The organism is Nocardiopsis sp. NPDC055551 (assembly GCF_053619415.1).
This window is the reverse complement of sequence record NZ_JBSHJJ010000001.1, coordinates 681,784-693,661: the sequence shown is the minus strand read 5'-3', so window position 1 is coordinate 693,661 and position 11,878 is coordinate 681,784. Positions and strand designations below refer to the sequence as shown.

The window sequence follows — 11,878 nt, the reverse complement described above, 5'->3', positions numbered from 1 at the left end:
ACGGGTCAGGAGACGGGGTTGTCCCTGAAGGGCGGACCGTCGGCGCACAGCCCGCTGGTGTGGGTCAGCGCCATCTCCACGATCGGATAGACGTCGAACAGGCGCCGCATTCCCAGGGCCTCCAGGACCCGTTCGGCGATGGACGACGGTTCGGCCAGGACCATGTGCGCGCCCCGCGCCTTGAGGACTCGATGGACGGCTACCAGGGCGCGCACGCCGCTGGCGTCGAAGAACCCGAGCCCGGACATGTCCACGACCAGGCAGTCGCAACGGGAGTTCCGAACCACGTCGAGGAGACGTTCACGCAGCCGGTCGGCGGTGGCCAGGTCCACTTCGCCGTGGACGCGCACCACCGTCACCCCCGTACAGGAGATACGTTCCCGGGCCGAGAACGGTACATCCTTCGCCACTCGGGCCACCTCTCACCGGACGTAACCTTTCCACTACGCAACCGCGTACGAGATCGTAACCTCTTCAGAGAGGTTGCGGGAGGCTTTTGATGAGAAAAACCCCCGAAATCTCGTCGATGTGGCTCCGCGGATGGTTCGGTCTCACCTCACCGCGCGTTCTCCCGACCATCCCGACCCGGGGCACGCTCCACAGAGCCCACACAGATCCCTCTCGGACACTCCCGAAGACGGACCCGCACCGTGCTTTCTCGACTCCCGTGCGGTAAAAGCGGTACTTGGACGCCCATGTGACGGCCGGTGCTCCCGAACCCCTCGGGGCACGGGAGGATGACCGCATCGAGGGACACGACCAGAGCGAAGGGAGGGAGCGGCCCATCGACCGTCCCGAGCGGACGACGGCCGCGCACCCCATGACCGAAACCGCCGACACCCAGCCCGGTTGGTTCTCCTCCGAGGAGTTGGAGGATGTCCGTGGCCGCATGCCCGTGCTCTACGTCCAAGCGGTGCCCGTCCGAGTCGACGAGAGCGGCGAGGTGACACACGTGGGCCTGCTCATGCGGGCCGGCTCCGACGGAAGCTTCAACCGCTCGGTGGTCTCGGGCCGGGTTCTCTACCACGAACGGGTGCGTGACGCGCTCCTGCGCCACCTGGAGAAGGACCTGGGCCCGGTGGCCCTGCCCCGCATCCCCAGTTCCCCGCAGCCGTTCACGGTCGCCGAGTACTTCCCCACCCCCGGGATCACCCCGTTCCACGACCCCCGCCAGCACGCGGTGGCCATGGCCTACGTCGTTCCGGTGAGCGGTGACTGCCAGCCCCGCCAGGACGCCCTGGACCTGGTGTGGTTCACCCCGGACGAGGCCACCAGCCCTCAGGTGCGCGAGGAGATGCAGGGTGGCCAGGGTGTCCTGGTGCGCCAGGCCCTGGCCTTCGTCGGGCACGCCCCCTGACGCTTCGCGGGGCCGCCGATCGCCGGCGGCCCCGCCCCTCCTCGGCTCCGCGCCTGGCGGCACTCGCCAGGGTCCGGACCGGCCTGCACCGGGCCCTATGCTTCCGAAGACGCACCCGGCACACCAGGAGGACGGCGCGGATGGCTCCCGAACGGGTCGACCAAGCGGCACGGCGTGAGGAGATCCGCTCCTCGGCAATCCGGGTGTTGTACCGCGAGGGCCTCGCCGCCACCGGGGGCGAGGACGTGGCCGCCGAGGTCTCGCTCGTGGCCGAACGCACCGCCCACCCGCCGCGCGGCGCACGAGAGCCGCACCGCCCGGCGGTGGAGCGGCTCACCGAACTACTGCGATCGACCCTGGAGTCGTGGGCCGAACAGCCCGACCCCGCCCGGGTCCTGACCGACCTGTGGGCGGCCGAACACACCCCGAGGCCGGCCGGTACCCCGGACATGGACTCCGTGTACCGCGACCACCGGGCCATGCTCACCGAACTGCTGCGCGAAGGCGCCCGGGAGGGTGACCTACGCCCCGGCTCGGGCCCGGCCGAGGCGGCCGTACTCATCGGCGCCATCGAGGGCTGCCTGGTGCGGTGGCTCATCGATCCGTCGGTGCCCTTGCCCGACCTCTGCGCCCCGATCATCGGAGCGTGCCTGTCCGATCTGCGGGCCGATCGGGTGTAGGGCCCCGGTTCGACGTAGGCTGGAGTCCATGCTCGACTCCCTCGTGGCCGACGTCCTCGCCATGGTTCCCCCCGCCGGTGGGGAGAACACCCGCCGTACCGTGCTCGGGCTGGCCGGTGCACCGGCCGCCGGCAAGTCCACCCTGGCCCGTTACCTGGTGCACACGGTGAACGAGACCTTGGGCCCGGACACCGCCGGTTACCTGCCCATGGACGGCTACCACCTGTCCAACGCCCGGCTCGAACGGTTGGGCAGGAGCGACCGCAAGGGCGCCCCCGACACCTTCGACGTCCACGGCTACCTGGCGATGCTGCGCCGGTTGCCGGTGGAGACCGACCACCCGGTCTACGTGCCCGATTACGACCGTCGGCTGCACGAACCCGTCGCCGCGCGCCACGTGATCGAACCGCACACCCGGCTGGTGGTGACCGAGGGCAACTACCTGGCCTCCGATCACGCCCCCTGGGATCAGGTTCGGGGATTGTTGGCCGAACTCTGGTACGTGGAGGCCACCGACCTGGTGCGCGAACGCCGACTGCACCGGCGACAGCGGGCGGGCGGCGCCGGGGCGAGCGCCGCCCGGGAGTGGGTGGAACGCAGTGATCGACCCAACGGCGAACTGGTGAAGCGTTTCCGGGACAACTGCACCCGGGTGGTCCGGGTCAGCGGGGTGCCGCGGATCCGTTCGGGGAAGAACCCCCCGACCCGCCGCCGCTGACCCCGCGCCCCGTCAAGCGACCAGGGCCCCGGCCCGCGAGCGGTGGCGGCGAGTCCGGAATAGGCGGCGCCGCTGAGCACCAGGAGTCCTTGTGCTATGGGGTCCTCCTCGGCTCGGAGAGCCGCTTTCCATCCACATGACGAGACGGACTCCGGCGGGCGTGACTTGACTTCCTCCCCGTGGCTGAAGCCGGGGGATTCCGACCCGGCCTGACGGCCGGGTGGCGCTACGCGCCTCGCGGCCGTAGCTGGTTCCTGCTTCACAGACCGGGCAACCCCGAGGTCTCCACAGGCTGGCACCGCATGCCCTGCGGCGCGTGTCCACTTGGCTGTCGTGGACGAAAAGTAGTCTACCGGATACGGAGAGCACCTAACCCCACGGCTGAAGCCGGGGGTCTGCACCGCCAAGAATCGATCATGCCGAGTGGCCCTGATCACCCAGGACGCCAAAAGCCCGAGATGGCAGGGGTTTTCGCGTTCAAGCCTTACCCCCGACATGGACATCGCCCCCATGCGTCCACATGGCGAGACAAATGTTCCACATAGTGTCCACGGGGACTAATATCCAGCCATCAACCCGCACTGACCTGGAAAGAAGTCAAATGACGGACGTCTCCGCAGGGAAACCGTCGCCGCAACGGCCACCGGCCGAGTCGGCGCAACCCCCGACCAACCCCAAGCGGAAGGTCCTCACGGCGAGCCTCGTGGGCACGTCCATCGAGTTCTACGACTTCTACGTCTACGCGACCGCCGCGGTCCTGGTCTTCCCCTACCTGTTCTTCCCCGAGGGCGACATGATGGCGGCCCGCCTGCAGTCGCTGGCGACCTTCGCCATCGCCTTCGTGGCCCGCCCCATCGGTTCCTGGCTCTTCGGTCACTTCGGCGACCGCATCGGACGCAAGACCACCCTCGTGGCGTCCCTGCTGACCATGGGCATCGCCACCGTGGCGATCGGCCTACTGCCCACCTACGCGCAGATCGGCGTGGCCGCGCCCCTGCTGCTGGCGCTGTGCCGGTTCGGTCAGGGACTGGGACTGGGCGGCGAGTGGGGCGGCGCGGCACTGCTGGCCACCGAGAACGCCCCCGCCGGCAAGCGCGGCTTCTATGGCACGTTCCCACAGTTGGGCGCGCCGATCGGGTTCTTTCTGGCCAACGGGGTCTTCCTCATCCTGAGCCAGGCCATGAGCGACGAGGCGTTCCTGGCCTACGGCTGGCGGATCCCCTTCCTGATCTCCATCGTGCTGATCGTCATCGGCCTGTGGGTGCGCCTGACCCTGCACGAGACCCCGGCCTTCGCCAAGATCGTCGCCTCCGGTGAGCGCGTCAAGACCCCCATCGTCGAGCTGTTCCGCAGCAACTGGCCGGCCGTGGTCATCGGCACCCTGATCATGCTGGCGACCTACGTGTTGTTCTACCTGATGACGGTGTTCTCGCTGGGCTTCGGCACCGACCCGGTCACCGGTCTGGGATACGAGCGTTCGCAGTTCCTGGTGTTCCTGCTCATCGGTGTGGTGTTCTTCGGGATCTTCACCCCGATCTCGGGTCTGCTGGCCGACCGCTTCGGTCGCAAACCCACCCTGGTCACGGTCACCGTCGCCATCATCGTGTTCGGTTTCGCCATGGGCCCGTTGCTGGGCAGCGGCAGCACCTTCGGCGTGATGGCCTTCCTGATCATCGGTCTGTCCCTGATGGGTCTGACCTTCGGCCCCATGGCCGCGGTCCTGCCCGAGCTGTTCCCGACCAGGGTCCGCTACACCGGCGCCTCGGCCGCCTACAACCTGGCCAGCCTGCTGGGCGCCTCCTTCGCGCCCTACATCGCGACCTGGCTGGCCGGCACCTTCGGTCTGGCCTGGGTCGGCGGCTACCTGATCCTGGTCGGGTGCATCACCCTGGGCGCCCTGCTGGTCGGCAAGGAGACCAGTGACGCCGACCTGGACGAGATCTCCGCGAAGGTCACCCGGTAGCACCTGGAAGGCATCACTCCCCCACCCCGAGCGGGTCGGACGGCATCGCCGCCCGGCCCGCTTCCTCGTGCGCCCGAACGGGACCGACCCCTTTCGACACCCGGTTCCGTAGGAAACCTGCACCCATAAGTAGGGTTCCGTCAACGGATTTCGATGCCCGCGCGTCGAACCCACACGAGCACCCACTCCGTCGAAAGACCTCCCGCATGAAGCAACGGTTCACCCTCCCACCGCTCTTGGCCCTCACCCTGATCGCCGCGGCCGGTTGTGCAAACGCCACCACCGACCTGTCCGACGCCGCCCCCGCCCGGGGAGAAACCGGCATCCTCGTGGACGGACTCCCCCTGCTGCCCGTCCATGGGTATGTGGGCGGTGAGTTCGAGGGCGAACCGTACGTCGGGGCGCTCTTCGGCGGCGAGGGCGGACTCGACGTCGAACGCTCCGCGGTCCTGACCCGATCCGACCTGGAGCTGTCCGGGGAACAGGAATACATGCTGGTCATGGACACCGGCGACCTGGACGGTGATGGTCACACCGACCTCATCGTCGACGCCCAGGACGGCGGATACCTCGTGTGGGGCGGTCCGGAGGGCCCCGTCGGGCCGGCCGTCCCGCTGCCCTGGCTCTCGGTGGACCACCCCTCGGGTATGAACGCGATCTCCCTTGCCGTGGGCGACATGAACGGTGACGGCGACACCGACGTCGCGGTCCTGGACAGCCTCATGGGCACCCCCACCAACGAATGGGAGAGCACCTTCCACCACGGCCCCTTCGACCGTGAGGGCGCCCCCGCCGCCACCGACGAACTTCCATTGCCGAGCGACGCGGACGACGCGACGATCAGGTCCTTCGACGCCGACGGCGACGCCTACGAGGACCTACTGCTGGTCCGCGGTTCCGACGAGTCGCCCGTATCCCACGTGGTACTGCGTTCGGGTCCGGAGGGCCCCGCCCAGGAGATCGTGGGCGACACCGCGCCCGGACACGAACACGTGCCCGCCGACGTCGACGGCGACGGCGCGACCGACCTGCTCGTCGGGGTGAGCGGAATCCCCAACAACGAGCCCGGCCACGACGACGAACTGCACCCCGGGTACGTGGACACCCACCTCTCCGCCGAGGGCTACCTGGACGCCGATCCGGTGCGCGTCGACCGTGACACCGAGGGCGTTCCCGGCGCGGCCGAGGACGGCGACGGGTTCGGCAACGGGTTGTTGGCCGGCGACGTCGACGGCGACGGTGTCGATGACGTCGTCGCCATGACCGGACCGTTCCACGGCTACTCCGAGGCCACCCTGCTCCTGGGCGGAGCCGAGGGACCGACCGGTGAGGGCGCGGTCACCGTGCCGGTGCCCTCCTCCGACCTGGGTTACCTGCGCCACCACTCGCTGGCCGACTACGACGGTGACGGGCACGCCGACCTGGTGCTGAGCACCGCCGAACAGTCCATGTACCGCACGGCCGACGACGAGTACGCCGTGTTCCTGGGCGGGCCCGACGGATTCGCCGACGAACCGGACACGGTCTTCACCACCGAAGGGCTGTAGGGAGGACGAGGCCTGCCCGCACGGAGCGGGCGGGCCCGAGGGACCGGGCCGGTTCGGGCTGTGGAAAACCCACCGAACCGGCCCTTCTCGTTCTAATCTGGAGGGACCCCCTGTCCCCTCCCCCTCCGGAGCGTTCGTGTTCGAAGCCGCGCTGAAACTGGGCGTGTCGGTCGTCAAGGCCGCCTGTGGGATCTGGATCGGCAACCCGCTCGCCGAGAGCGCCGCGACCACCGTGGCCGACCTCGTGCAGGAGAAGGTCACCGGAAGCCGTGAGCGGCGCAGACTCAAGCGCCGCTTCGACGAGATCGAGGAGAGCGTCGCAGAACGGGTGCTCGGCTACCTCGATCACGAGTTCCGCGGACTGGCCGAGAACGAACGCGAGGCGGCGGTGCTCGCCGTGGCCGACACCTTCGACAAGGCCGGGCTGACCGACCGCACCCTGTTCGAGCAGGACCTGGATCCGCTGTACCTGGAGCGGTACCTGCGCGCCAAGGCGCCACGGGCGACCCGGGACCTGAGTCAGGCGGCGGTGGCCCTATACGACCGGGTGCTGCCGGAGTCGTGCGCGTACGTGATGGCGACCCTGTCGGCGCTGCCACGGTTCCAGACGGGTGCGTTCACCGAGTTGTTGCGGCGGGAGACGCTGCTCCTGGGCAAGGTCGAGGAACTCCTGGACCGGGTGCCGAGGCAGGAGGAACTCGCCGGACGCGAGCGTGACGAGGACGCGGCTTTCCTGACCGCCTACCGCCGCAAGGCGGCGGAGCGGTGGGACGTGCTGGAGCTGTTCGGCACCGAAGCGGGAACGAGGAGATATCCGCTGAGCACGGCGTATCTGAGCCTGCGGGTGTCCGGTGAGTGGCGGGAGAGGGAGCTCGACCTCTTCGATCATGACTCTCCCTACCCGACCGGTGATCTTCGTGTGGAGCAGGTCCTGGCCCTGCACCGGCGCACCTTCCTGCGCGGTCCGGCGGGTTCGGGCAAGACCACCCTGCTCCGTTGGGTGGGTGTGCGGGCCGGACAGGGAGACTTCCCCGAGACGATGGCCTCCTGGACCGGGTCGGTGCCCTTCCTGGTTCCGCTGCGCGAGTACGTGGACCGCGACCTGCCCGAGCCCGCCGACTTCGTCCGGCACACCGGCCGTCACCTGGCCGATCAGGCCCCTGCGGGTTGGGCCACCACGGTGATGTCCCAGGGCCGGGGCATCGTTCTGCTTGACGGGGTGGACGAACTTCCACAGAGCCAGCGTGAGGCCGCCCGCCGTTGGCTGCGTGGCCTGCTCACCGATTTTCCCGACTGCCGTTACGTGGTCACCACCAGGCCCGGTGCGGCCTCGGAGTCCTGGTTGGACACGGAGGGGTTCACCGCCGCCGAGCTCCAACCACTCGGTGAGGAGGACGTACGGGCCTTCATCCACCATTGGCACGAAGCGGTACGCGGTGAGGTCACCGAAGAGACCGAACGCGCGGTGCTGACCCGGCACGAAGCCGAACTCACTCGGAAGGTGCTGGGCCAACGCCACTTGAGATCCATCGCCTCCACACCGTTGCTCTGCGCCCTATTGTGCGCGCTGCACCGGGATCGGCACACGTCCCTGCCACGGGATCGGATGGAGGTGTACGAGGCGGCGCTGGCCATGCTGCTCAAGGAGCGCGACCACCAGCGCGGGGTCCCGGGCGTGGACCTCTCGCGCCGGGAGTTGGTGCTCCTGCTGCAGGAGCTGGCCAAGTGGCTGATCCTCAACGGCAGTTCGGACGCCCCGATCACCACCGCCAAGCGTCAGGTCGGCAGGCTCCTGGCCGCGATGCACCACATCGAAGAGGGCCCGGAGGAGGTCTTCACGCATCTGAGGGTGCGCAGCGGGCTGCTCCAGTGCCCGACCGTCGACCGGGTGAGCTTCCTGCACCGCACCTTCGAGGAGTACCTGGCGGCCAAGGCCCTGGTGGAGGAGGACAGTCTCCCGCTGTTGGTCAAGCACGCCCACGACGACCAGTGGCACGAGGTCGTGGTCATGGCCGCCGGACACGCCACCCCGGCCCAGCGCGAGGAACTGGTCACCGGGCTACTGGAACGCGCGGACCAGGTCAAGAAACACCACGACCGGCTACTGCTGGTGGCGTTCGCCTGCCTGGAGACCTCACCTCAACTCGCCGAACGGCTCCACTCGGAGGTGACCGAGAGGGTTCAGCGCATCCTCCCGCCGAGAACCAAGGAACACGTGCACGCACTGAGTCTGGTGGGCGAGGCCGCTCTGCCGCTCCTGGCCCGTACCCCACCGACCAACGCGCGAGAGGCCGCCAAGTCGATCAGGGCGGCGTCCCATATCGGCGGGCCCGGATCATATTCCGTCATCGAACAGGCTCTACCTTTCCGCGGCAGGGACACGTTCTTCGCGGTGGACGAAGCATGGGAGCGCGACCCCTCAGTAGAGCTCGCCGAAGTGCTCTTGGTCGACACCCTCACCACCTATACCTACGCCTTCCCCATCTGGGCCGAACACCTCGATCTCATCGCCTCCCACAATGAAATCGAAGCGATCCGATCACTTGTCTTGAGGGGTCGTGCGAACGACTCCGTCAAGACGTTGTCGAGGATATCCCGATTGGTCTCGCTCATCCTGAGCCCGGATTCGTCTGACGAGCAGTGGAACATCGATCTGGAACCACTACGCGGAATGCCCTCGCTGCGTCTCCTGATGTGCCTCGGCCTCACCTTCACCCCCAGCATCGCACCCCTCATCGACAGTCCTCTCGAGCAAATCGTGCTTTCGCACCCTGCCCTCACCGATGACCTGGGACTCCTCAGCGAGATGGTGACCCTGGAAGAGATGGGGTTCGGGTACGGGCTCCCGCGCGAGCCGCTCCGAGACCTCCTTCCGGTGGATCGCCTGAGCGAATTCTCGATCCGGCATGACAAGACAATTTCCGATCTGAACTACCTTGCGACCGTTCCGGATTCGATGGAGAAGGTCCGATTGTTGAGCTGTCCGGAACTCAAGGACATCGAAGGGATCGCTAGTCAGAGCGAATCTCTGTCCCATTTCTTCTACTACGGAGAGGTGAACCCGGAACTGGATCTGACTCCGCTGAGGGAACTTCCACTGCTCGAGGATCTGGAGCTGAGCGAAGCCTTGGCGACCACCCCGGCATCGGCGAAGGTACTCGCGTCGCTACCGGCGGTACGTCGTCTGGAACTGATTCATGGTGCGGCGACCATGCGCCCACCCATGTGGCTTCGGGACATGCCGCGCCTACGAACATTGTTGGTACGTGGACCAGGTCCGGTGGACCTGACCGACCTGGCCGGGGCCACCGACCTCACCATCGAGGTCGCCGGGTTCGGGCGCCGGAAGGTCATCGGGGCCGAATCCCTCGGCCCCGGGTCTCAAGTGGTACGCGAACGTCCACCAGCATTGCTCCGAGGTTCTCAGCGGAAGAGACCGAAGCGCTCTCGGTAAGGCCGGCCACCTGTCGACGGAGCACTGAGCAGGTGAAGTCCGGCGGGAAAGGGACATGGGTGGGACCGCCGTGAAGAATGGTCCAAAGACCCCTTTACCGGAGGCCTTCGGCACTTGCGTGCGACGGAGTGACAGCTCGGGAAAGTAGCCGGTCAGGGTGGGTGACTTGAGGCACGTCGTAGTTCGTGGGGGCGAGTCGAACCCGTACAGAACGCCCATAGACTCGGTTGTGGAACCTTTGGACAGCAGCCGGAAAGAGTCCCCATGAGTGAGACAGACGGCGACCACTTCGATCCTCACGAACACGACCGGCTGTCCCTGCCCCAGGTTCGGTTGGACGACCTGCTCGACGAGGTCCGGTCCCGATTGACCGAGATCTCCCGCAAACAGGAACGCGTCCACACCCTCCTGGAAGCGGTCATCTCCATCGGTGAGGGCCTCGAACTGGACCCCCTCCTGCTGCGGATCGCCGAGACCGCCACCGGACTGGTGAACGCGCGCTACGGAGCCCTGGGGGTGATCGGTCCCGACGGGAACATGAGTCGGTTCATCCCGGTGGGTCTGGAACCCCACGAGATCTCCTCCATCGACCACTGGCCCCGGGGCGAGGGCATCCTCGGGCTGCTCATCAAGGAACCCGAGCCGTTGCGGCTCAAAGAGGTGAGCGACCACCCCGAGTCGCGGGGGTTCCCCGAGGGGCACCCGCCGATGCACACCTTCCTGGGGGTGCCGATCCGCATCCGCGACAAGGTGTTCGGCAACCTCTACATGACCGACAAGCACGACGGTACGGAGTTCACCGGCGACGACGAACTCCTGATGCGCGCCCTGGCGACGGCCGCGGGCACCGCGATCGAGAACGCCCAACTGTTCGCGCAGACCCAGAGCCGTGAGACCTGGCTGGACGCCTCCGGGCAGATCACCACCCGGTTGCTGTCCGGGGCCGCACCCGAGGAGGTATTGCGCCTGGTGGCGCGCCGGGCCCGGGTGATGGCGCACTCCGACATCGCGATCATCGCCATGCCCGGCGAGGACCCCGAGACCCTCACGGTGCGGGTGTGGGACGGCCCCGAGGACCAGTGCGAGTCCTTGGCGGCGGGGGCGCGCGGGGCGACCCTGACCCGGGCCGAGGACACCCTGCTGGGCCGGGTCTACCTGAGCGGCACCCCACTTCAGACGGACGTGTCCGAGTTCGAGCACCTCGGGGTCGGCTTCCTCACCCGGATGGGGGTCGGTCCCGTGCTGGTGCTGCCGTTCGGTCCGCCCGACGGGGCCCGAGGTGTGCTGGTGCTGGCCCGGGACCGCGGCCGAGAGGACTTCCAGGACAGCTGGTCGAACATGTTGTCGTCGTTCACGAACCAGGCGGCGGTCGCCCTGGAGTTGGCCGAGGCCCGCCTGGACTCGGAACGGTTGAGCGTGCTGGAGGATCGGGACCGGATCGCCCGCGACCTGCACGACACCGTCATCCAGCGGCTGTACGCCACCGCCATCACGTTGATGGGCACGGTGCGACGGATCGACGACGCGACCTCCTCCAAGCGGGTGCAGGGCGCGGTGGACGACCTGGACGACACCATCCGACAGATCCGGTCGACCATCTTCGCCCTACAGAGTTCGGGTGAGGACGACTCCTCGTGGTTGCGTTCGCGGGTGCTGGAGTTGGTCAACGCCTCCGCTGAGACGTTGGGCTTCGCGCCCAGGCTGCTCACCCAGGGCCCGGTGGACAACGCCGTGGACGAGCGGGTGGGCGAGCACCTGATCCCGGTGCTGCGTGAGCTGCTGTCCAACGTGGCCCGGCACTCGGGGGCGACCTCGGTGGACGTGGAGCTGTCGGTGGACAACGGTGAGGTCGTGTTGCGGGTGTCCGACAACGGCCGTGGCGTCCCCGAGGGAGTGGCGCGCAGCGGGTTGCGCAACCTGGCCTCGCGCGCCGAGGAGTTGGGCGGTGCGATGGCGGTGGCCTCCGGCCCCGGCGAGGGCACGGTGGTGGAGTGGTCCGCGCCCGTCCAGCGTGAGGGACAGACCCTGGAAGGTTGATCGGGCCCGGCGGTCGGATCCGAGGCGTTTCGAAATCCCGTTGCCTCGACAACCCCTGAGAGCGGACAAGGAGCCGGGCCCGCCCCCTTCGGGAGGCCCGACTCCTTGTCCGTTCCGCACGG

The 11,878-nt window shown here is 68.1% G+C and carries 8 protein-coding genes; 7 read left to right on the top strand and 1 reads right to left on the bottom strand.

Annotation, left to right across the window (positions count from 1 at the left end; genetic code table 11):
- Positions 1–5: 5 nt before the first annotated feature.
- Positions 6–359: an STAS domain-containing protein gene (locus tag ACWGSK_RS02825; RefSeq protein WP_358505016.1), complete on the bottom strand. Its 354-nt coding sequence runs from the start codon at positions 357–359 to the stop codon at positions 6–8.
- Positions 360–820: 461 nt separating this feature from the next.
- On the opposite strand from ACWGSK_RS02825, the gene ACWGSK_RS02820 reads away from it, so the two are divergent.
- From ACWGSK_RS02820 to ACWGSK_RS02790, 7 genes are all read left to right on the top strand, one after another.
- Entirely contained in the window at positions 821–1,357 is a 537-nt protein-coding gene (locus ACWGSK_RS02820) for an NUDIX hydrolase family protein (protein ID WP_358505013.1), read from the top strand.
- Between the two features lie 140 nt (positions 1,358–1,497).
- Positions 1,498–2,037 (top strand): TetR family transcriptional regulator C-terminal domain-containing protein, encoded by a 540-nt coding sequence (locus tag ACWGSK_RS02815; RefSeq protein WP_452455089.1) that lies wholly within the window; start codon positions 1,498–1,500, stop codon positions 2,035–2,037.
- Between the two features lie 28 nt (positions 2,038–2,065).
- A complete protein-coding gene (locus ACWGSK_RS02810; RefSeq protein ID WP_452455088.1) occupies positions 2,066–2,755 on the top strand; it encodes a nucleoside/nucleotide kinase family protein in 690 nt (229 codons plus the stop codon).
- 601 nt (positions 2,756–3,356) lie between these two features.
- Complete coding sequence (locus ACWGSK_RS02805) at positions 3,357–4,718, top strand: MFS transporter (protein WP_452455087.1); 1,362 nt, start codon at positions 3,357–3,359, stop codon at positions 4,716–4,718.
- Between the two features lie 206 nt (positions 4,719–4,924).
- A complete protein-coding gene (locus tag ACWGSK_RS02800) occupies positions 4,925–6,265 on the top strand; it encodes an FG-GAP repeat domain-containing protein (RefSeq protein ID WP_452455086.1) in 1,341 nt (446 codons plus the stop codon).
- 136 nt (positions 6,266–6,401) lie between these two features.
- Positions 6,402–9,719, top strand: coding sequence for an NACHT domain-containing protein (locus ACWGSK_RS02795; RefSeq protein ID WP_452455085.1), 3,318 nt, complete (start codon positions 6,402–6,404; stop codon positions 9,717–9,719).
- A 264-nt stretch (positions 9,720–9,983) separates the two neighbouring features.
- Positions 9,984–11,756 (top strand): sensor histidine kinase, encoded by a 1,773-nt coding sequence (locus tag ACWGSK_RS02790; protein WP_358509157.1) that lies wholly within the window; start codon positions 9,984–9,986, stop codon positions 11,754–11,756.
- Positions 11,757–11,878: the final 122 nt, after the last annotated feature.

Bases quoted from the DNA above. Each gene is read 5' to 3' on its own strand.
- ACWGSK_RS02820 (WP_358505013.1), top strand. From the start codon at position 821: ATGACCGAAACCGCCGACACCCAGCCCGGTTGGTTCTCCTCCGAGGAG.
- ACWGSK_RS02815 (WP_452455089.1), top strand. From the start codon at position 1,498: ATGGCTCCCGAACGGGTCGACCAAGCGGCACGGCGTGAGGAGATCCGC.
- ACWGSK_RS02810 (WP_452455088.1), top strand. From the start codon at position 2,066: ATGCTCGACTCCCTCGTGGCCGACGTCCTCGCCATGGTTCCCCCCGCC.
- ACWGSK_RS02805 (WP_452455087.1), top strand. From the start codon at position 3,357: ATGACGGACGTCTCCGCAGGGAAACCGTCGCCGCAACGGCCACCGGCC.
- ACWGSK_RS02800 (WP_452455086.1), top strand. From the start codon at position 4,925: ATGAAGCAACGGTTCACCCTCCCACCGCTCTTGGCCCTCACCCTGATC.
- ACWGSK_RS02790 (WP_358509157.1), top strand. From the start codon at position 9,984: ATGAGTGAGACAGACGGCGACCACTTCGATCCTCACGAACACGACCGG.